Consider the following 20976-nt stretch of genomic DNA (forward strand, 5'->3'; position numbering starts at 1 on the left):
ATTTTCTTAAGGCTTAAGATGAACAAATTTAGAACTTTTCCACAGATTAACACTCTTATTGAAGATGAGAGTTTAAAATCCTATCCTTTTTATATCAAAGCATTTTTTTGTAAAAAAGTTGTCGCAAAACTAAAAGAAAATTTTTCCCAAGATGAAATTTCTAAAGATAAACTACTTTTAGAAATCAAAAAAGAAATCAAAACTTTTTACCGCAAAGATTTACAAAGTGTGATTAATGCAAGCGGAGTGGTTATACACACAAACCTTGGTAGAAGTGTAATCCATGAAGAACTTTATGAAGCGTGTAAAGATATCATTTGTAATTATTCTAATGTAGAGTTTGATTTAGAAAATGGAAAAAGAGGCTCTCGCTATGCTTTGGTGTTGGAAAAACTTAAAATGCTTTTTGAATGCGAAGATGCTTTAGTAGTCAATAACAACGCTGCGGCAGTTTTTTTAGTGCTTAATTCTCTTTGTTATGATAAAGAAGTCATAAGCTCAAGAGGAGAACTTGTAGAAATTGGCGGAAGTTTTCGTGTGCCTGAAGTGATAAAAGCTGCAGGTGTAAAGCTTTGCGAAGTTGGAACTAGTAACAAAACACACTTAAAAGACTATGAACAAGCTATCGGTGAAAATACCGCTCTAATTTTAAAAACCCACAAGTCTAATTTCGCTCTTATGGGTTTTCACAGTGAAGTAAATATAAAAGATCTACATGAACTAGCAAAAGAAAAAGGGCTTTTGAGTTATTATGATCTAGGTTCTGGCTGGTGTGAAAATTTAAATGAAAAGCTGATTAAAAATGAACCTAAAATCAAAAAACTCGTACAAGAATGTGATATTTTAAGTTTTAGTGGAGATAAACTTTTTGGTAGTGCGCAAGCAGGCATTATACTTGGAAAAAAAGAACTCATAGAAAAACTTAAACAAAATCAACTTTTAAGAATGCTAAGAGTGGATAAATTAACCCTATCTTTTTTAAACGAAAGCTTAAAAGCTTATTTGCAAAAAGATTATAAAAAAATTATTACCTTAAAACTTTTAAATGATGACTTATCCTTTATAGAAAAAAAAGCTTTAAGAGTGCAAAAAGAATTAAATTTTCAAACCCAGCTTAAAAAAAGCAAAAGTTTAGTAGGAGGAGGTTCTATGCCTGATAAAAGTTTAGATACTTATATACTAACTTTTCAAGGAGATGCTTTAAAACTACAAACTCGATTTAGAAAAGAAAATATTATAGGACGCATTGAAAATGATGAATTTGTTCTTGATTTTAGAACTATACGAGAAAATGAACTTCAAAAACTTATTCTTACAATCAATCAAATGGAAAACTTATGAAATCTGTTATTATAGGAACTGCAGGACATATTGATCATGGAAAAACTTCACTCATTAAAGCTTTAAATGGTTTTGAAGGCGATAGTTTAAAAGAAGAACAAGAAAGACAAATCACCATTAATTTAAGTTTTTCAAATCTTAAATTAAAAGATAAAAACATTTCTTTTATCGATGTTCCAGGACATAAAGATTTGGTTAAAACTATGGTAAGTGGAGCTTTTGGCTTTAGTGTTTGTTTATTTGTCGTAGATATTAACGAAGGTTTAAAAGAACAAAGTTTAGAACATTTAGAAATTTTAAAAATTCTTGATATTAAAAATATCATTTTAGTGCTTAGCAAATGCGATCTTTGTGAAAATATAGAGCAAAAAAGTGTAGAAATTTTAGAAGAGTTAAAAAATTTAGATTATCCCATTTTAAAAGTATTTCGCACCAGTATAAAAAATAATCAAGGCATAGAAGAATTAAAAAATTATCTTTATACCATAGAAAACAAAGAAAACGAAGAAGAGCTGATTTTTCATTATTATATCGATAGAGTTTTTTCTCTAAAAGGCATAGGAACCGTCGTTACAGGCAGCTTGAATGAAGGAAGTATCACTTTAAATGAAAAAATCATCTGCTTAGACACTCAAAAAGAACTCATTGTTAAAAATATACAAAATCACGATATCAATCTAGAACAAATCAAAGCTTGTAACCGTGTGGCTTTGAGTTTAAATTGTGATTATAAAGAGTTAAAAAAAGGTTATTTGCTAAGTAAAAAAGGTTATTTTAAAGCCTTTAAAGAATGCGATGCTTTAGTTAAAGCAAAAAATTTACAAAATATCAAAATGATTTTTTGCGTGGGTTCAAGACAAATAGAATGCAAAATAAATATATTAAAAAAACTAGAAAATGATGAATTTTTTGTGCATTTTAGTTTTGATAAAAATGTATTTTTAAGTTTTGATGAGGCTTTTATTTTATTACAAAACAATCGTGTTATAGGCGGTGGTAAGGTTTTAAATCCTTTAAGCGAACCTTTAAAAAAAGAACAAAAAAATAAATTTTTAATGTTTTTGAAAAATAAAGATTTTAAAGCAGCTTTTTCTTTCTTAAAAGACGCACATAAATATGGTTTTGGTTTGCTTTCAAGCTATCAAAGATTTAAACTCTCTCATCAAAAAGCATTGAAATTAGCAAAAGAATTAAATCAAGTATTTGTCGATGAAAAAAATCTTAATATATATCATTTACAAAGCCTAGAAGAAATTAAAAATTTCATCAAATTCATACTTGAAAAAAATCCTTATGCCATGCTTTCAGCACATTCTTTAGCTTTAAGGATTACTTGGGCAAGTGAAAATTTTTGCGAACTTGGGCTTAAAGAGATGTCAAATTTATTGGATTTTCAAAATGGAATTTATTTTAAAAAAGGCATAGATTTTGAAAAACTTCAAGAAAAAAACAATAATCAATTATATGAAATTTTAAAAAAACAAGGTATTAAACCCGAAGCTCCTTATAATCTTTATGATTTTTTAGAACTTGATAGAAAAAGCGGGGACAATATACTCAAAAAACTTACCCAAAAAGGCTTGGTTGTAAGACTTTCACACAATCTTTTTATAGAAAAACAAGCTCTTGAAAAACTTATGCAAGAATGTTTAAATTTATTAAAAAATCAAAGTCTTGATGTGCAAAGTATGAAAGAATATTTTAATCTTTCAAGAAAGTATGCTATTGCTTATTTAGAATACTTAGACAAATTTCCTCAAGTAAGTAAAGAAGCTGAAAAAAGATTTTTAACAAACATTTAGAAAATCATTATAGAATTAAACATAATTTATTTAAAGGATTTATAAACTATGAAAAAATTAAGTTTAATTCTTGCCTGTTCAGCATCTTTGTTTGCTGCAAGTAATTCAGAAATTAGTGATTTTTATTCAAAAAGCATTAAAGCACAATTTCCAAATGCTACCGTTAGTGTATCAAATCGTCAAAAGATTGGTAATACGGGTTTTGAAAGTGTTATTGTAAGCGTTGAATTAAATGGACAAAAACAAGAAAATATTCTTTTTACAAAAGATAGTCTTATTACCCCTGATCTTATCGACTTGAAAACGGGAATTTCTTATGCTCAAGAATATGAAATGAAAAAATTTCAAGAAGCAAGAGAAAATTTTACAAAAAATGCTAAAGCTGTAGCACAAAAAGAAACCATGGTAATAGCTTTGGGAGATAAAAATAAACCTGCAATTTATGTTTTTTCAGATCCTGAATGCCCTTATTGTAGAGAACATTTAGCTCAAATTGATGATGAACTTAAAAACTATCAAGTTAATTATATTTTAACTCCAGTACATGGAAAATCTGCTTTTGAAAAATCCGCTCTAATCTACAAGGAAGCAAAAAAAGCAAAAAATGATAAAGAAAAAATCGCAATTTTAAACAAATACTATGATGCAAATATCAAAAATTATCCAAAAGTAAGCGATGCAGAATTAAAAGAAGTTTTTTCTTTATATGAAAAATATCGCTCATTAGGTCTTAGTGCTACTCCAACTATTATTAAATAAACCTAATGTCTAAAATTACTTTAATTGTAAGCTTTTTTATAGCACTCTTTATGAGTGCTTGCACCAATGCAACTTTCATACAAAGCTTTATTCAAACAAGTAATGAAGGCATTTTTATCAGATCACAAAAACAACAAAGTTTTAAAATTTCCTTTCAAAATCCTAGTCAACTTCGAACTACTTTGGATAGAGATTTGGCTTTAAAACTTAAAAATTTAGGCTTAAAAGAAGCAAAAGAGAATGCAGATTATGAAATTTTAATCAATCTTATAGATATGAAAAAGCATTCTTATGCTCAAAAAATCACAACTTCAGCAAGATTTTTTTATGATTTTGATCCTTTGGAAAGTGATGGAGAATGGATGGTAGAAAACTACTATACTATGCAAGTTAATTTACAAATCAACTCTAAAAATCACAATTCTCAAAAAACAAGTCTTCTTGCAAGAACAGCTTATCTTGGAAATAAAGAACGCTGTCAATTATCTTTAGAAAATAAAATTATAAATCAAATAGTGAGTTTTTTTTATTTTTAAGAAAAGACAATCAAGAGTATAAAGACTCTTGATTTTAAGAATTATTAAGCAAAATAAGGTTTAATTTGTTCTACCCAAGCATCAATTCTTGATTCAGTTTGATCTTCTTGATTATCATTGTCAAGAGCAAGTCCAACAAATTTACCATCTACAACCGCATCGCTTGCTTCAAATGTATAACCATCAGTTGAAACTTCTCCTACCAAATTTGCACCTGCATCTTTTAAATTTTGAGCTAATTTACCCATGCCACCACAAAAAGTGTCAGAATAACTTTCACTATCACCCATACCAAATACAGCTACAGTTTTTCCACCAAGACTAAGCCCTGAAAAATCAAAACCATCCCAATCATCTTGTAAATCACCACTTCCCCAAGTTGAAGTTCCACAAATTAATTTATCGTAAGAATTCATTTTAGCTGCATCAATATCTGAGATATTAAAAACATCACTAATTCCAAGTTTTGAAGCAATTGTATTAGCCGCTCCTTCTGTATTTCCCATAGCACTACCATAGATTACTGCTACTGACATTATTTTCTCCTTATAATTTGATTTGATATTTTATACGGAACTAATTTTAACATAGTTTTGTTTAAATCACACAAAAAATGTTTTATTTCAATAAAATGTGTGAAATTTTTGTTACGCGGACAAACAATATAAAATTTTTCAAAATTGTTTTCTTTTATTAAATTCAATAATTCATGAATTTCATTTTCAATTTTTAAATTATATGTATTAATCTCTTTGCAAAGTGGTAAAATTGCAAATTTCTTATCTATTATAATAAGATTACCATCTTGATCTATATTTTTTCCATTATTTTGAAAAGAAACCTTATCATAAACATAAGAGCTAAATAAAATTTGTGCATCAAAACAAATACCATAAAGATAAATTCTTAAAAGTCTTAAAAGATCGATATTCTTAGATATTTTAGTATTAAAAATCAAGCTTTTTCTTTTTTGAAAGTAAAAAGCGTATGTATTAAGCTTGATATTTATATTTTGAATCTTACCAAATGAAACATGCATTATATCATGTAAAAAATTTCCAAATATCATTTTTAAACTCTTGGTATTTTTTGCATATAAAAGAGGAATTTTTAGAGCGCTATCAACACTCGCATTATATTGAGTTAAAAAAGTCAACATAAGCTCTTGATTGTTTAAATAGCGATAAATTTGCGGTATAAATTCTCGCTTATCATCAAATCCAAATAACATCTTTAACCTTTATAGCAAGAAAATTCTTTATTAAGATTAAAAATTTTACAATATTCACAATACACACAACTTACACTTCTTTTTGCACAAACTAATGGAATTTTACGCTTTTTAGCTTCATTTTTGATTTTTTTCATAGTATTATGATTTAAAAAGCTTGTTAACATTACTATACATTCTGTATCACAAGGAATCGGCTTGCGGTTAACTCTATTTTCATTACGCGCATCCCAGTGTTCTATTTTTTTAGCACCTAAATCATGTAAAACAGCTCTAATAGGAGTGATTTCATCTGCACCAATAACCAAAACTGACATAAATTCTCCTTTGTGATTTTTAAAATATATTTTGATAATTATTATTATAATATAAAAAAACTAAATTTATTTTGAAATTTATCATCAATAAAATGCAATTATTCAGTTAATTTTAATTTTTAATAGATATAATTTACTAGTTAATAAAATTTATTATTTAGGAGAAAACAATGAAAAAATTAACTAACGATTTTGGAAACATTATAGCCGATAATCAAAATTCATTAAGTGCAGGCACAAAAGGACCTTTACTTATGCAAGATTATCTTTTGCTTGAAAAACTTGCTCATCAAAATAGAGAAAGAATTCCAGAAAGAACCGTTCATGCTAAGGGAAGTGGAGCTTATGGCGAAATAAAAATCACTGCTGATTTATCTGCTTATACTAAGGCAAAAATATTTCAAAAAGGAGAAATAACTCCTCTTTTTCTACGCTTTTCAACAGTAGCAGGTGAAGCAGGTGCAGCAGATGCTGAACGCGATGTGAGAGGTTTTGCTATTAAATTTTACACCAAAGAAGGAAACTGGGACTTGGTAGGAAATAACACTCCGACATTCTTCATCCGTGATGCTTATAAATTTCCTGATTTCATCCATACTCAAAAAAGAGATCCAAGAACTCATCTAAGAAGTAATAATGCTGCTTGGGATTTTTGGAGTTTATGTCCTGAAAGTTTACATCAAGTAACCATTCTTATGAGCGATAGAGGAATTCCTGCAAGTTATCGTCATATGCATGGATTTGGAAGCCATACTTATAGTTTTATTAATGATAAAAATGAAAGATTTTGGGTGAAATTCCATTTTAAAACCCAACAAGGGATTAAAAATCTTACCAACCAAGAAGCTGCCGAGCTTATAGCAAAAGATAGAGAAAGTCATCAAAGAGATCTCTATAATGCTATAGAAAATAAAGATTTTCCAAAATGGAAAGTTCAAGTTCAAATTCTTGCTGAAAAAGATATAGAAAAACTTGGATTTAATCCTTTTGATTTAACAAAAATTTGGCCTCATAGTCTTGTGCCTTTGATGGATATAGGCGAAATGATTCTAAACAAAAATCCTCAAAATTATTTTAATGAAGTTGAACAAGCTGCCTTTAGTCCAAGCAATATCGTTCCTGGAATTGGCTTTAGCCCTGATAAAATGTTGCAAGCTAGAATTTTTTCATATCCTGATGCACAAAGATATAGAATAGGAACTAATTATCATCTTTTGCCCGTAAATCGTGCAAAAAGCGAAGTGAATACTTACAATGTCGCTGGTGCTATGAATTTTGATAGTTATAAAAATGATGCAGCTTATTATGAACCAAACAGCTATGATAATAGCCCAAAAGAAGACAAAAGCTATCTTGAACCTGATTTAGTCTTAGAAGGCGTAGCACAAAGATATGCTCCACTAGATAATGACTTTTATACTCAACCAAGAGCTTTATTTAATCTTATGAATGATGATCAAAAAACTCAACTTTTTCATAATATCGCCACTTCTATGGAGGGAGTTGATGAAAAAATTATCACTAGAGCTTTAGAACATTTTGAAAAAATTTCACCTGATTATGCAAAAGGAATTAAAAAAGCTTTAGAAAAATAATTTTTACTTGCCACTTTTGGTGGCAAACTAAAGATTATAATAATTAAGGAAAAACAATGACAACTCTTAGTTTAGAAGAAGAAAAAAGATTTGAAGAGCTTTGCAAAATGGCTTTTAATTTTGCAAGAAATAATGAATGTGAAAATCTTAAAATCATGATAGAAGCAGGTTTAAATGTAAATTTAAAAACTCATAAAGGCGATAGCTTGCTTATGCTTGCAGCTTATAATAATTCTTATGAAAGCGCTAAAATGCTTTTAGAAAAAGGTGCAAAAGTGGATGAAAAAAATGATCGCGGACAAACCCCATTAGCGGGAGTTTGTTTTAAAGGATACTTACCTATGTGTGAACTTTTAGTTAAATATGGAGCAAATATTGATGAAAACAATGGTTTAGGAATGACACCTTATACTTTTGCTATTATGTTTGGACGCAAAGATGTGGCAGAATTTTTACTCAAAAAATCTAAAAATAATTTTTTAAAGAAAATAAGCCTAAAAATACTAAAATTTATCAAAAAATTTTAGTTATTTTTTAAATTTCTTCAGATACCTATAGACACTAGGTTCTGAAATTTTTAAAAATTTTGCTACGATAGGAACCGCCCCTTTTATATTAAAAATACCTTTTTCATATAGCTTTTCAGCAATTTCTTCTTTTTGAGTAATGCTTAATTGATAATCAGAATTTAAATAACTAGAATCTACGCTTTGAACTAAAATATCCTCTATCGAGTGACTTAATGTTTCTATACTTGAATCATTTTGAGAAAAACTAATATTTCCTAAAATATCACCCATATCTCCAATTTTTTCTAAATCAATCATCTTGCATATTAAATCTCTCATAATGCTAGTATCATGATTGATACACAAAATACCTACTAATTTGTCATGATTTTTAATAAAAAAAGTAGATCCTCTAATTAATTTTGATTTTCCAACAAGAGCCTTATAATCACATAAAAAATCTTTTTCTAAATATTTTTTATTTTGCATAAGCTCACTTGCAAAAGCAGTCAAGGGAGAATCTAAACTTCTTCCACTAATATGACTGTTAGCAATTGCTGCAATATAGGCCCCATCTTCAGTAATTACATGAAAAACTATCTCATATTGCTCACCTAAAACTTCTCCTAAAAAATATGTCAACTTTATAAATTGTTGTTTTTGTCCCTCATCCATAAAACTGCCTTCAATAAAAAATTAATATAATATTAAATTCTACTCTTTATACTTTAAAACATTTCTTAAAAATAAAATTTTATTATTATGATAATAAACTATTGACAAATTATTATTGTAGTGATAAAATGCATTCTGCTTAATCTATATTTAACAAAGGAGAATTCATGTCAAACTATCCAAAGGCCATTGGTCCATACTCAGCTTACAGAGAAGTAAATGGACTTTTATTTATATCAGGACAACTTCCTATCAACCCTGCTTCAGGAGAAATAGAAAGCTCTGATATCAAAGAACAAACCAAACAATCTTTAAAAAATATCGGTGCTATCTTAGAAGAAAATGGTATCAGTTATGATAAAGTGATTAAAACCACTTGCTTTTTAGCTGATATTAATGATTTTGTAGCATTCAATGAAATTTATGCTGAATTTTTTAAAGCTCCTTATCCAGCAAGAAGTGCTTTTGCGGTAAAAGATCTACCAAAAAAAGCTAAAGTAGAGATAGAGATCATCGCTCAAAAAGGATAAAACATGCTAGGTATTGTTTTTTCTTTATTTAGTGTTTTTTTGCTTGTTTTTATGCTTTATAAAAAAATCAATGCTCACATGGCATTGCTTTTAAGTGGTTTACTTTTACTTTCCTTAGCTGCTCTTTTTGGACTTTCTCCACATATTGTCGCTAAAGGTTCTTTAAATTTAGGTTTTTTTGATATTTTTCAAGTTTTCAATCAAACCATGTCAAGTACATTAGCAGGGCTTGGACTTACACTTATGACTATAGCAGGTTTTTCTGCTTATATGGATCATGTTGGGGCTTCTTATACACTCTTTAAAGTTTTTGAAAAACCTTTAAAAATGGTAAAGTCCCCTTATATCTTACTTTTAGTTGCATATTTTATCGTGCAATTTTTGGTTCTTTTTATCCCTTCTCACGCAGGTTTGGCACTTTTACTTATGGTTACTATGTATCCTATACTTGTACTTCTGGTGTTTCAAAACTTTCTGCCTTAAGTGTGATTGCGATTTGTCAATATATCGATCATGGACCTGGAAGTGGAAATGTGATCATGGCATCAAAAGTAGCTGAAGTTGATCCTGCAATTTATTTTGTTCATTATCAACTCCCTACAACCTTGCCTATCATTATAGCTGTAGGTATTGCGATATATCTTTGCAATAAATTTTTTGACAAAAAAGATAATTTTGCCTTCAATGCACAAGAAATTGAAAAAGAACTAAATGAAAATGAAGGTAAAGAAAAAGAACTTAAAAAGCCTCCTAGAATTTATGCGATTTTACCTATAATTCCTTTGGTTTTAATCCTAGGATTTAGTTCCGTGCTTGATAGCATCTTGGTTTTAATGGGAATAAGTAGTGCCCAAGAAGTTAAAGCAGCTGCTAGCACTGCAATTAAAATGAATGTTCCAGTAAGCAATGGTGATTTCAACTTTTGTGGCTATTATTTTTGAAATGATACGCTATAAAAGCGTTGTAGAAACTCTTAATTCTATTATGATTTTCTTTAAAGGAATGGGACATTTATTTGTTATCACAGTTTCACTCATCGTTTGCGGTCAAGTATTTGCAAGTGGTCTTTTATCTGTAGGTTTTGTAGATACTTTAATAGAATTTTGCAAAAATGCAGGATTTGGAGTTTTGGCTATTATTATCGCCGTTTCAATCTTGCTTGCGGTTTGTGCTTTCTTAATGGGTTCAGGAAATGCGGCATTTTTTAGCTTTGCTCCACTTATCCCAAATATAGCAAAACACTTTGGAGTTGAAACTATCACCATGATAGCACCAATTCAAATTATGACGGGCTTTGGAAGATGTGTTAGTCCTATTGCACCAGCGATCTTAGCTATCTCAGCTATTGCAAAAGTAAGTCCTTTTGCCGTAGTTAAAAGAACAGCTATTCCTATGCTTGTAGCGGCTATTGTAAATGTTATTATGACTTATATTTATCTTTAAAAAGGAGAAAAAATGAACTCAAAAACTAAACTTATTCATTGTGGCAGAGGCGATCAAGGTGCTGAAGTAAGATCAGTCAATCCTACACTTATGCGTGCATCAACCATACTTTTTAAAGATCACGCAACTTGGAAAAATACAGAGAATTAAGAAAAACAGATCGTGTTTTAAGCTATGGAGCTAGAGGAACAACAACCAATTTTGAACTTGAAAAACTTATTTGCACTCTAGAGGGTGGTTATAGAGCACAACTTTTTCCAACAGGACTTGCAGCATTAGCCATGGTACTTTTAAACTATGCAAGCAAAGATGCACATTTTTTAATCACTGATGCAATTTATGGGCCTGTAAGAACGATTTGCGAATTATTTTTAGACAAAATAGGCGTTGAAATTGATTTTTTAAAAGCTGATGCAAGTGATATAGAAGAAAAAATCAAACCTAATACCAAGCTTATCCTATGCGAAAGTCCAGGTTCTATACTTTATGAAATCATAGATTTACCAAAACTTTGCAAAATTGCTCATGCATATAATATCCCTGTAGCTATTGACAATACTTATTCTAGTGGATATTTTCTAAATCCTTTAGAACTTGGAGTAGACATTTCAGTTATCGCCGCTACAAAATATCTTAGCGGACACTCTGATGTAACCATGGGTATAGTAGTAATCAACGAAAAAGAATGGAAAAATTTTGACAAACTTCCAGAAGCTTTAGGCTTTACAACAAGTCCTGATGATGCTTACTTAGTACTTCGTGGTATGAGAACACTAGATGTAAGAATGAAAGCTCATGAAAAAAGTGCTGATGAAATTGTAGAGTTTTTACAAAGCAGAAAAGAAATTAAAACAATTTTCTATCCAAAACTCAAATCCCACCCAAATCATGAAATTTTCATGCGTGATCATAAAGGTGCAAATGGTATGATTACCATAGAATTTGCAGAAGGTTATAACAAAGATGATGCTATTAAATTTGTAGATAAACTAGAATACTTTTCAATTGGTGCTAGCTGGGGTGGATATGAAAGCTTAACCACCGTAACTACTCCGCCTAGAACTGCAACAGACCTAAGTGCAAGAGGGCTATTTGTAAGATTTCATATAGGTCTTGAAGATACTAAAGATTTAATTGCTGATTTAACACAAGCTTTTGATAGTATTAAAAAATAAGGAGATAAGATGACAGGAATTAGCGTATTTGATCATAGATTACTAGCAGACTCATGGAGCACGCAGGAAATGCGTGCTATTTTTTGCGAACAAAACCGCATACAAAAATGGCTCGATGTTGAAGCAGCTTTAGCAAAAGCACAAGCAAAACTTAAAATTATCCCTAAAAAAGCAGCTGATGAGATCGCAAAAAAGCTCATTATAAATTTATGGATATGGACTTTATCTTTGCTGAATTTAAAAAGACCAAACACCCTTTAGTTCCTACTGTAAGAGGATTAGAAAAAGCTTGCGATAATAATTTAGGCGAATATGTACATTTTAGAGTAACCACTCAAGATATCATCGATACAGGACTGGTTTTACAATTTAAAGAAGCAATGACTCTTGTAAAAAGCGAATTAAAAGCTATCGCAAAAGCCTTAGCGAAACTAGCTAAAACCCATAAAAACACTGCTATGATGGGAAGAACTCTTGCTTTACAAGCTTTACCGATCACCTTTGGGCATAAGGTAGCCATCTGGCTTAGCGAGCTTGATCGTCATTTTGAAAGAATACTTGAACTTGAAAAAAGACTTTATGTAGGCAGCATAGTAGGAGCTGTTGGAACCAAGGCGAGTTTAAGCGATGAATGCAACGAAGTAGAAAAGCTAACTTTAGAGAATTTAGGACTTGAAGTGCCTAATATCTCTTGGCAGAGCACACGTGATCGCTTTATAGAGCTTGGTTTTGTACTAGGCAATATCAATGCAACTTTTAACAAAATCGCTCATCAATTACTCATACTCTCACACAATGAAATCGATGAAGTAGCAGAACCTTTTGGCAAAGGACAAGTAGGATCTAGCACTATGCCACACAAAAGAAATCCTGCAGTAAGCGAAAATGCAGTTACAGTAAGCAATGCCTTTAAGGCAAATTTAGCCATTTTAAGCGATATTGAAAGACACGAGCATGAAAGAGATGGGCAAGTTTGGAAAATGGAATGGAAACTTTTACCTGAAATGTTTTTAATGCTTTCTGTGGTTTTAGCAAATATGAAATTTGCTCTTAGTGACCTAGAAGTTAAAAAAGATAAAATGCTTAAAAATCTTGACACTCTTAAAGGCTTTGTACTGGCAGAACGCGTTATGTTTGCACTAAGCGATCATTACGGCAAACAACACGCTCATGAAATCGTTTATGAAAACGCTATGCTAGGTATCGAACAACAAAAAACTTTCAAAGAAGTATTGCTTGCAGATACAAGAGTATCTCAAGTCTTAAAAGAAAAAGATATCGATGCTTTACTTGATGCAACAACCTATGTAGGATATGCACCTAAACTAGTAGATGAATTTTTAGAGAAAATTCAAAATCATGCTATTTTACAATAGGAAAAACGATGTTGTATAGCGAAATTTTGGCGGATTTTATTTTCAATCTTCAGTATGAAAATATCCCTAATACAGTTGTTCAAAGAGCTAAAGAGCTTATGCTTGATAGCCTTGGAACGGCTATAGCAGCGAGTAAGGAAGAATGCGTTTTAAATGCCTTTAAAGCTTTTGAAAATTTAAGCACAGAAAAAAATACCCCTGTATGGGTACATGATAAAAAATTAGATCCCATTTATGCAGCCATGCTAAATGGCATTGCTTCTCATGCACTTGATTTTGATGATACGCATACAGAAGCTATTTTGCACGCAAGTGCGATTTTAACTCCTCTTTGTTTAAGTTATGGTTTTCATGTTAGCAAAGATGCGAAAAAAATCATCAAAGCTTTTATAATAGGCTGGGAAATTGCAGCTAGAGTAGGCATTGCAAGCAAAGGCACTTTTCATAAGCGTGGTTTTCATACCACTGCTATTGCAGGAATTTTTGGAAGTGTGAGTGCAAGTGCAATCTTGCTGGATCTTAACAAAGAACAAATCATCAATGCTTTAGGACTTGCTGGAAGTTTTGCAAGTGGGATTAATGAGTTCTTATCCAATGGCTCTAATTCAAAAGTCTTACATATAGCAAATGCCATTAAAAATGGAATTTTAATCGCTAACTTTGCTAAAAATAACATGAGTGAACCTCTAAGCATTTTTAAAGGTAGGGATAATATCTTTAAATGTTTTGGTATAGAACAAGAATGCGATAAAACAGAACTTGATAAAGGCTTGGGTGAAATTTAGCAAAGTATGCAAGTTTCTATAAAGCCTTATCCAAGCTGCCATTTTGCTCATGGTCTTATTGATTGTGCCATAGCTTTAAAAAATGATGGCTTAAAAGCAGATGAAATCAAAAGCATTCGTTGTTTTGTAGATGAAGTTCCTATTTCTTTTATTTGCGATCCTTTAGAAGCAAAATACACTCCAAACAGTGCTTATGAGGCCAAATTTTCCATGCCTTTTTTAATGGCTCTAGGATTCTTTGATGGTAAAATCACTCTTGAATCTTATGAAAATTTAAAGCGTGAAGAAGTACTAGAATTTGCTAAAAAAATCAGTTACAAAAAAAGGAAATCTCAAGGCTTTCCAAAATATTTTCCAGGGCATTTAGAAGCCAGTTTGCAAGATGGACGCATAATCCAAAAAGATGTTTTTATCAATAAAGGTAATTTTGATAATCCACTAAGTTTTGAAGAATTAAAAGCTAAATTTTTAGCCAATGCACAAATTTACCTTGATAATACTAAAGCTAACAAAATTCTAGATCAAATCATCAATCTAGAAAATTTAAACCACTTTTCTTTTTAAATATTTATCCTTCTTTTTACAAGAAGGATAATTTCATTACACTTTTTTATTATAATATTTATTATTAATTTAGGAATTACAATGACTTTAAACGAGTTAAAAGATGGACAAAAAGCTATTATTGTCAATTTAAACGCTCACAAAGAACTCAAAAATAGACTTTTAAGCTTTGGATTTATTAAAAATAAAAACTTGAAAAAAATTCACTCCTCTTTAAAAAATGCCACCATAATGGTAGAACTTGATACAAGTTGTGTTATCCTAAGATCTGATGAAGCTAAAACCATAGAAGTGAATCTTATATGAAAAAAATCAAAATAGCTCTTGTAGGTCAGCCTAATGTAGGCAAAAGTCTTCTTATTAATGCACTTTGCAAAGCCAATATGAAAGTAGGAAATTTTAGCGGAGTTACTATAGAAAAAGCAAGCGCAAAAACTTTTTATAAAAACTATGAATTTGAAGTCATTGATTTGCCAGGAACTTATTCTTTAGATGGATATAGCGAAGAAGAAAAAATCGCACGTCATTTTTTAAATCAAAATGACTATGATGTTATTGTTAATGTTTTAGATGCTACCAATTTAGAACGCAATCTTATCCTTAGTGCAGAACTTTTAAGCCTTAATAAAAAAATGCTTTTAGCTTTAAATATGTGCGATGAAGCCAAAAAAGAAGGTATAGAGCTTGACACTTCTATTTTAAGCCAAGAATTTCAAAGTCAAGTTGTTGAAATTTCAGCAAAAACAAAAGAAAATTTAGAACTTTTGCTGCAAAAAATTATTATTTTATTTGAAAGTAAATTTATTCCAAGATTTCAATTTTACACTCCGCTTTGCGAAAAAAGTCCGGAAAAAGAAGATTTATTATATTTTATTAATGAACTTTCAAAAAAAATTATTACACACAAAAAAGAAGAAAGAAATTTAACCAAAAAAATCGATGCCTTACTTATCCATAAATTCTTTGGCTTACCTATATTTTTATTTTTAATGTGGCTTTTATTTCAACTCACCTTTAGCTTAGGGCAAATTCCTATGGATTATATAGAATCGGGCTTTAATACCTTAGGTGAATTTGTTAAAAACAATATTTCTAATACCTTTATCGCTTCAGCTTTGGCTGATGGGATTATCGCAGGTGTTGGTGCTGTGATACTTTTTTTGCCTAATATAATGATTTTATTTTTAGGCATAGCTCTTTTAGAAACCACAGGCTATATGTCAAGAGTAGCTTTTTTACTTGATGGGATTTTACATAAATTTGGTTTGCATGGTAAAAGTTTTATTCCGCTAATCACTGGTTTTGGTTGTTCGGTACCTGCTTTTATGGCTACACGCACTCTTAAGAACAAAAGAGATAGGCTTTTAACTCTTTTTGTGATCAATTTTATGAGTTGTGGGGCAAGACTTCCTGTATATGTGCTTTTTATCGGTGCTTTTTTTCCAAGTGAAAAAGCAGGAAATTATCTTTTTGGAATTTATATTTTAGGTGCGATTTTAGGACTTTGTGCTGCAAAATTTTTAAGAATGACAGCATTTCGTGGACTTGATGAACCTTTTGTTATGGAAATGCCAAAATATCGTATGCCAAATTGGCATTTAGTTTGGTTTATGGTTTATAATAAAGCCAAAATGTATCTTAAAAAAGCAGGAACTTTCATACTTTTGGCCTCTTTGCTCATATGGTTTGCTAGCAATTTTCCAAAAAATGAAGAAAATTTAAATGATTTTAACGCTCAAGAAAGAGCTATAGAACAAAGTTATCTAGGACAATTTGGCAAAGGCATAGAACCTATTTTTAAACCCCTTGAGTTAGATTGGAAATTAAGCGTATCTTTAATCAGTGGTTTGGCCGCTAAAGAAGTGATGATTTCAACTATGGGAGTACTTTATTCACTAGGAAAAGATGTAGATGAAACAAATAATGATTTAAAAGGAATTATTGCCAAAAATATACCTATACCAAGTGCAGTGGCTTTTATTTTATTTGTAATGATTTATAATCCCTGCTTTGCAGCAACTATAGTTTTTTCAAAAGAAAGTGGAAAGCTAAAATATACTCTCTTTCTCTTTCTTTTTACCTGCACAAGTGCTTATATAGTAGCTTTTATAGGGCTTCATATTGCTAAAATTTTATTAAATTAACTTGCTTTTAATGATGAAATTTTAGTGATATTATCCCCAAAAGTTTTTAAAATACTATAAGCAATACCTTCAAAATCAAGCTCACCGCAAAGATAGATCAAAGTCATACGAAAAGATTTACTCACATCAAGCTTTGGTTTTTCAGCGTTCATATTTAACTTAAAATCATAAGGACTTGCATGTTTAAAAGCATAATTTTTTGCCGCAATTAAAAAATCATTCTTATCTTTTAAAAACTCACCTTTAACCAAAATAAAACTCATCTCAAGATATTTGCAAAAATCTTTTGAAGGCATAGGATTTTCATCAAAATTTTGTTCTATAAAAGCATAGTTTTTCTCAAAGGATTTTTTATAATTTTCTACAAGCAAAGCACCTAATTTATTTTTAGCTATATTTTGTAAAATAAGTTTTATATTGCTTTCAAATTCAAAATCTATTTGTTCTAAAATTTTAATTTGCTCTTCTAGAAAAAATTCTTGTTTTAACTCTTCATTGCAAAGTTTAGCGTAAGAAAAAATATTTGCCATAGGCTTTTCATAATTTCCAAACTCATCCCAAAAATTTTTCTCACTACAGGCTATACAACCATGTCCTGCAGCCACTGGCCAAGAAGTTTTAGCATTAAATTTCACTTTAGGACAGTTGTTGTAAGTATAAGGTCCTTTACAACCTATCTTAAATAAACAAGCTCCATTCTTCGCAGCTTCATCATCAAAATGTTCAGCAAAAATCCCACTTTCAAATTTTGCCTTTCTTTCACACATATCATGCAAACATTTACCATAAGCCCACACGGGACGATTTTGCCCATCAAGTTCAGGCAAAACTCCAAATAAAGCAAAAAAACTTAAAGTCGCAATGATATTTATATCACTTGGAGGACAACCTGGGATATTTACTACTTTCTGACTTAAAACTTCGCTAATACCACAAGTTTTACTAGGATTTGGATAAGCAGCTTGAATACCACCATAACTTGAACAAGTACCCACTGCAAAGATAGCCTTGGCTTTAGCGGCTAGTTTGTCTAAAATTTCATAGCCACTCTCTCCTTGCGCTCCTATAGTAAGAAAAAAGGTATCAATGGCTGCAACACCACCTTCAACCGCTAAAATAAAATCTTCTTCTAAAACATGTTCTAAAAGCTCTTCAGCCTTAGTGCCATTTGCTGCCATTAAAGTTTCATGATATTCTAAAGAAAAAAAATCAAAAATAAGCTCATCAAAACTTGGCAACTCAGAACGCAACAAACTCTCACTACACCCTGTACATTCACAAAGATGAAGCCATACTAACTTTGTTTTAGGTGCGATTTGAAAAAATCTTTGTGCAAGAACTGGAATTTCATTACCTAAAGATAAATGCTTAGCAAGAATTTTTACACTTTCTTCATTGATAACCTTATCCTCTTTTAAAGTAGAATTTTCAAGTTTTTTAATGCGATCTTCAAGTATATTTTTTAATTCTTCATTGCTAAGCTTTGCCATCTTTTATCCTTTTTGATTATCCCAACAAAGAACAGTTTGCCCTTCTTCATTTTTTTCAACATCACCCATACCCATGATGTTATATCCTGCATCAACATAATGTATTTCACCTGTAACACCATTTGCCAAATCGCTAAGTAAATACATAGCCGAATTTCCTACATCTTCTATACTAACATTGCGTTTTAAAGGAGAATTGATTTCATTGTATTTTAAAATCATTCTAAAATCCCCTATTCCACTTGCTGCTAAAGTTTTAATAGGACCTGCTGAAATAGCATTAACGCGGATTCCTTTTACTCCTAAATCTCTTGCTAAATAACGCACAGAACTTTCAAGTGCAGCTTTTGCTACACCCATAACATTATAATGAGGTACATATTTAACCCCACCAAGATAACTTAAAGTCAAAATCGAACCCTTATCTTTTAAAATAGGTAAAACCGCACGTGTTAAAGAAAGTAAAGAATACACAGAAGTTTGCATAGCTATATCAAAAGCTTCTTTTGAAGTTTCTAAAAAAGAATTTTCTAAAGCTTCTTTTGGAGCAAAAGCAACCGCATGCACTACAAAATCAATCTCACCTAAATCTTTTTTGATTTTTTCAGCAATAGAATCTAAATGCTCGTTATTGTTTACATCAAGCTCATAAACAAAATTAGAATTCAACTCTTGTGCTATAGGTTCTACGCGTTTTTTTAAAGCATCATTCAAAAAAGTAAAAGCAAGCTGGGCTCCTTGATCAAAACATGCTTTTGCTATGCCATAAGCGATAGATTTATTATTCGCAACCCCTACAATAAGGCCTTTTTTACCCTTCATAATCATCTTTTATCCTTTGATTAATTTTATAAAATTTTCTACTTTTAAAGCTGCAGAGCCTATCAAAACTCCACCACAATGATTTACGCTTAAAATTTCTTTGATATTATTTTCATTCACGCTTCCACCATAAAGCAAAGGCACCTTGGTTAAACTCGCTAAAAATTCAAGCACTTTAGCGATATCTGTACTTTGTGCACTCACTCCCGTTCCTATAGAATAAATAGGCTCATAAGCGATAATGAGTCTTTCATAATTTAAATCAATCATTTCAAGTTGTTTTTTTAAAAACTCTAAAGTCTTGCCTGAATTTTTTGTATCTAAATTTTCACCTATACAAAAAACAATTTTATAGCCATGCTCTTTAGCGAAATCAAATTTAGCCTTAATAAATTCTTCATCTCCTAAAGCTCTTCTTTCAGAATGCCCGATTAAAACACATTTGATCCCAAATTCGTCCAAATGTTCTTTTCCAAGCTCGCCTGTAAAAGCGCCATTAACACAAGGATAAAAATTTTGCGCTCCTTGTATGAAGTTATTTTCATTTTCTAAAAATGCTACACTAGGTGGGAAAACGATAATATCATCACATTTTGCTCCCATAGTTTTATTTAAAATTTCAGCATAAATTTTAAAACTTGCTCTTGTGTGATTGCATTTTAAATTTGCAGCAAAGATCATTCATTTTCCTTAGATCTTAAAGCTTTTACGCCTGGAAGTTCTTTGCCTTCTATAAGCTCAAGAGAAGCACCCCCTCCAGTAGAAATAAAAGTCATTTCATCTGCATCACCTGCGCGCGCAACCACATCAGCCGTATCACCGCCTCCAACAACAGAAGTTGCATGTCCTTCGCTGATATAATGACTCATTTTAATGCTACCTTTTGAAAATTTATCAATTTCAAAAACACCCATAGGTCCATTCCACCAAATCGTTTGCGCATCAGAAATCACCTCTTTAAAAAGTCTCACACTCGCAGGTCCTATATCTAAACCCATCCAACCATTTGGAATTTCTTGTGCTGGAACAAATTTCATCGGCGCATCTTGTGAGCACGCAGGAGCGGCTACAACGTCTACTGGAAGATAAATTTTCACTCCTAAATTTTTACCCTTGGTAAGAATTTTATTAGCTTCTTCTAAAAGTTCTTCTTCTAAAAGTGAATTTCCTATATCATAACCTAAAGCTTTTAAAAAAGTAAATGCCATACCTCCGCCTATGATTAATTTATCTACCTTTGGTAATAAATTTGTCAATGCTTGAAGTTTTCCACTTACCTTTGAACCTCCAACAACAGCGACAAAAGGACGTGCTGGATGTTTGATAAGATTGCTTGCAAAATCAATTTCTTTTTGGAGTAAAAATCCTGCACCTTTGTGTTTTTCATCAAAAAATTTAGCAATCGCCTCCACACTAGAATGTGCTCTATGGCATACTCCAAAAGCATCATTGATATAAACTTGAACCATAGAAGCAAGTTCTTTGGCTAAATTTTCATCATTTTTAGTTTCGCCTTTTTCAAAACGCAAATTTTCAAGAAGTAAAATTTCACCCGCTTTTAAATTCATAGCTTTAGTTTTTGCATCTTCTCCGATAACATCTTTTGCCATAATAATTTCTTTATCTAAAAGTCTAGTAAGACGCTTAGCAACAGGTTCTAAAGAATACTTGGAACTAATTTCTTTTGGACGCCCTAAATGAGAGGCTAAAATCACACTACAACCATTATCCAAACAATATCTTATCGTAGGAATAGCTGATCTTATGCGTCTATCATCAGTGATATTTAAAAAATCATCTTGGGGAACATTAAAATCACATCTTACAAAAACTTTTTTCTTGGCTAAATCAATGTCTTTTATAGAAATAATATCACTCATGA

General features: G+C 30.8%; 17 protein-coding genes and 4 pseudogenes. 13 read left to right on the forward strand and 8 right to left on the reverse strand.

Annotation, left to right across the window (positions count from 1 at the left end):
* Positions 1-18: 18 nt before the first annotated feature.
* Genes selA through AT682_RS07260 form a run of 4 tightly spaced genes read left to right on the forward strand, consistent with a single transcriptional unit; the run spans position 19 to position 4438 of the window.
* Positions 19-1341: an L-seryl-tRNA(Sec) selenium transferase gene (selA, locus tag AT682_RS07245; protein ID WP_002882676.1), complete on the forward strand. Its 1323-nt coding sequence runs from the start codon at positions 19-21 to the stop codon at positions 1339-1341.
* Positions 1338-3143 carry a selenocysteine-specific translation elongation factor gene (selB, locus tag AT682_RS07250; RefSeq protein WP_002882675.1) on the forward strand — a complete coding sequence of 602 codons (1806 nt, stop codon included), beginning with the start codon at positions 1338-1340 and terminating at the stop codon, positions 3141-3143. Before selA ends, selB begins: the two co-directional genes overlap by 4 nt.
* Before the next feature lie 48 nt (positions 3144-3191).
* Entirely contained in the window at positions 3192-3902 is a 711-nt protein-coding gene (locus tag AT682_RS07255; protein ID WP_002882674.1) for a bifunctional thiol oxidoreductase, read from the forward strand.
* Between the two features lie 5 nt (positions 3903-3907).
* Positions 3908-4438 (forward strand): hypothetical protein, encoded by a 531-nt coding sequence (locus tag AT682_RS07260; RefSeq protein ID WP_002882673.1) that lies wholly within the window; start codon positions 3908-3910, stop codon positions 4436-4438.
* A gap of 44 nt (positions 4439-4482) precedes the next feature.
* Here AT682_RS07260 and fldA read toward each other — a convergent pair whose 3' ends face one another.
* From fldA to AT682_RS07275, 3 genes are read right to left on the reverse strand one after another with little or no spacing between them, the layout of a single operon-like run.
* Positions 4483-4974, reverse strand: coding sequence for a flavodoxin FldA (gene fldA, locus AT682_RS07265; protein WP_002855629.1), 492 nt, complete (start codon positions 4972-4974; stop codon positions 4483-4485).
* Positions 4974-5669 (reverse strand): hypothetical protein, encoded by a 696-nt coding sequence (locus AT682_RS07270; RefSeq protein WP_002882672.1) that lies wholly within the window; start codon positions 5667-5669, stop codon positions 4974-4976. Before AT682_RS07270 ends, fldA begins: the two co-directional genes overlap by 1 nt.
* A gap of 2 nt (positions 5670-5671) precedes the next feature.
* Positions 5672-5986: a DUF2325 domain-containing protein gene (locus tag AT682_RS07275; RefSeq protein WP_002855637.1), complete on the reverse strand. Its 315-nt coding sequence runs from the start codon at positions 5984-5986 to the stop codon at positions 5672-5674.
* 170 nt (positions 5987-6156) lie between these two features.
* Between AT682_RS07275 and katA the strand changes: the two genes are divergently transcribed.
* Both katA and AT682_RS07285 read left to right on the forward strand, forming a co-directional pair.
* A complete protein-coding gene (katA, locus tag AT682_RS07280) occupies positions 6157-7581 on the forward strand; it encodes a catalase (protein ID WP_002883883.1) in 1425 nt (474 codons plus the stop codon).
* A gap of 56 nt (positions 7582-7637) precedes the next feature.
* Complete coding sequence (locus AT682_RS07285) at positions 7638-8108, forward strand: Cj1386 family hemin-binding protein (protein ID WP_002858381.1); 471 nt, start codon at positions 7638-7640, stop codon at positions 8106-8108.
* Here the strand turns inward: AT682_RS07285 and AT682_RS07290 are convergent, their stop codons facing one another.
* The gene (locus AT682_RS07290; RefSeq protein ID WP_002858310.1) at positions 8109-8765 is read right to left on the reverse strand and encodes a helix-turn-helix transcriptional regulator; all 657 of its coding nucleotides are present in this window, start codon (positions 8763-8765) and stop codon (positions 8109-8111) included. It lies immediately after the preceding gene.
* Positions 8766-8932: 167 nt separating this feature from the next.
* On the opposite strand from AT682_RS07290, the gene AT682_RS07295 reads away from it, so the two are divergent.
* The 7 genes and pseudogenes from AT682_RS07295 (at position 8933) to feoB (ending at position 16782) form a co-directional block, all read left to right on the forward strand.
* Entirely contained in the window at positions 8933-9295 is a 363-nt protein-coding gene (locus AT682_RS07295) for a RidA family protein (protein WP_002852401.1), read from the forward strand.
* Positions 9296-9298: 3 nt separating this feature from the next.
* Positions 9299-10738, forward strand: a pseudogene (dcuC, locus tag AT682_RS09420) (C4-dicarboxylate transporter DcuC).
* Between the two features lie 12 nt (positions 10739-10750).
* Positions 10751-11913 (forward strand): annotated as a pseudogene (locus tag AT682_RS07320) (trans-sulfuration enzyme family protein).
* Positions 11914-11922: 9 nt separating this feature from the next.
* Positions 11923-13289: pseudogene (gene purB / locus AT682_RS07325) on the forward strand (adenylosuccinate lyase).
* A gap of 8 nt (positions 13290-13297) precedes the next feature.
* A pseudogene (locus AT682_RS09425) lies at positions 13298-14638 on the forward strand (MmgE/PrpD family protein).
* An 81-nt stretch (positions 14639-14719) separates the two neighbouring features.
* Complete coding sequence (locus AT682_RS07335; protein WP_002779147.1) at positions 14720-14944, forward strand: FeoA family protein; 225 nt, start codon at positions 14720-14722, stop codon at positions 14942-14944.
* Positions 14941-16782 carry a ferrous iron transport protein B gene (feoB, locus tag AT682_RS07340; RefSeq protein ID WP_002882483.1) on the forward strand — a complete coding sequence of 614 codons (1842 nt, stop codon included), beginning with the start codon at positions 14941-14943 and terminating at the stop codon, positions 16780-16782. Before AT682_RS07335 ends, feoB begins: the two co-directional genes overlap by 4 nt.
* Here the strand turns inward: feoB and AT682_RS07345 are convergent.
* Genes AT682_RS07345 through pgk form a run of 4 tightly spaced genes read right to left on the reverse strand, consistent with a single transcriptional unit; the run spans position 16779 to position 20974 of the window.
* The gene (locus AT682_RS07345) at positions 16779-18272 is read right to left on the reverse strand and encodes a hydrogenase small subunit (protein WP_002882481.1); all 1494 of its coding nucleotides are present in this window, start codon (positions 18270-18272) and stop codon (positions 16779-16781) included. The two genes, feoB and AT682_RS07345, sit on opposite strands and share 4 nt — an antisense overlap.
* 3 nt (positions 18273-18275) lie before the next feature.
* On the reverse strand, positions 18276-19100 hold the full coding sequence (fabI, locus tag AT682_RS07350; RefSeq protein ID WP_002882480.1) for an enoyl-ACP reductase FabI: 825 nt from the start codon (positions 19098-19100) through the stop codon (positions 18276-18278).
* Positions 19101-19103: 3 nt separating this feature from the next.
* Entirely contained in the window at positions 19104-19775 is a 672-nt protein-coding gene (gene tpiA, locus AT682_RS07355; RefSeq protein ID WP_002882479.1) for a triose-phosphate isomerase, read from the reverse strand.
* Positions 19772-20974 (reverse strand): phosphoglycerate kinase, encoded by a 1203-nt coding sequence (gene pgk / locus AT682_RS07360; protein WP_002882478.1) that lies wholly within the window; start codon positions 20972-20974, stop codon positions 19772-19774. Before pgk ends, tpiA begins: the two co-directional genes overlap by 4 nt.
* Positions 20975-20976 lie beyond the last annotated feature (2 nt).

The sequence above is a fragment of the Campylobacter jejuni genome (assembly GCF_001457695.1).
Taxonomy (GTDB): Bacteria; Campylobacterota; Campylobacteria; order Campylobacterales; family Campylobacteraceae; genus Campylobacter_D; species Campylobacter_D jejuni.

Coding starts and splice junctions, on each gene's coding strand:
- selB (WP_002882675.1), top strand. CDS start 1,338: ATGAAATCTGTTATTATAGGAACTGCAGGACATATTGATCATGGAAAA.
- tpiA (WP_002882479.1), bottom strand. CDS start 19,775: ATGATCTTTGCTGCAAATTTAAAATGCAATCACACAAGAGCAAGTTTT.
- AT682_RS07345 (WP_002882481.1), bottom strand. CDS start 18,272: ATGGCAAAGCTTAGCAATGAAGAATTAAAAAATATACTTGAAGATCGC.
- AT682_RS07290 (WP_002858310.1), bottom strand. CDS start 8,765: ATGGATGAGGGACAAAAACAACAATTTATAAAGTTGACATATTTTTTA.
- selA (WP_002882676.1), top strand. CDS start 19: ATGAACAAATTTAGAACTTTTCCACAGATTAACACTCTTATTGAAGAT.
- AT682_RS07285 (WP_002858381.1), top strand. CDS start 7,638: ATGACAACTCTTAGTTTAGAAGAAGAAAAAAGATTTGAAGAGCTTTGC.
- feoB (WP_002882483.1), top strand. CDS start 14,941: ATGAAAAAAATCAAAATAGCTCTTGTAGGTCAGCCTAATGTAGGCAAA.
- fldA (WP_002855629.1), bottom strand. CDS start 4,974: ATGTCAGTAGCAGTAATCTATGGTAGTGCTATGGGAAATACAGAAGGA.
- katA (WP_002883883.1), top strand. CDS start 6,157: ATGAAAAAATTAACTAACGATTTTGGAAACATTATAGCCGATAATCAA.
- AT682_RS07335 (WP_002779147.1), top strand. CDS start 14,720: ATGACTTTAAACGAGTTAAAAGATGGACAAAAAGCTATTATTGTCAAT.
- pgk (WP_002882478.1), bottom strand. CDS start 20,974: ATGAGTGATATTATTTCTATAAAAGACATTGATTTAGCCAAGAAAAAA.
- AT682_RS07275 (WP_002855637.1), bottom strand. CDS start 5,986: ATGTCAGTTTTGGTTATTGGTGCAGATGAAATCACTCCTATTAGAGCT.
- AT682_RS07255 (WP_002882674.1), top strand. CDS start 3,192: ATGAAAAAATTAAGTTTAATTCTTGCCTGTTCAGCATCTTTGTTTGCT.
- AT682_RS07295 (WP_002852401.1), top strand. CDS start 8,933: ATGTCAAACTATCCAAAGGCCATTGGTCCATACTCAGCTTACAGAGAA.
- AT682_RS07270 (WP_002882672.1), bottom strand. CDS start 5,669: ATGTTATTTGGATTTGATGATAAGCGAGAATTTATACCGCAAATTTAT.
- AT682_RS07260 (WP_002882673.1), top strand. CDS start 3,908: ATGTCTAAAATTACTTTAATTGTAAGCTTTTTTATAGCACTCTTTATG.
- fabI (WP_002882480.1), bottom strand. CDS start 19,100: ATGATTATGAAGGGTAAAAAAGGCCTTATTGTAGGGGTTGCGAATAAT.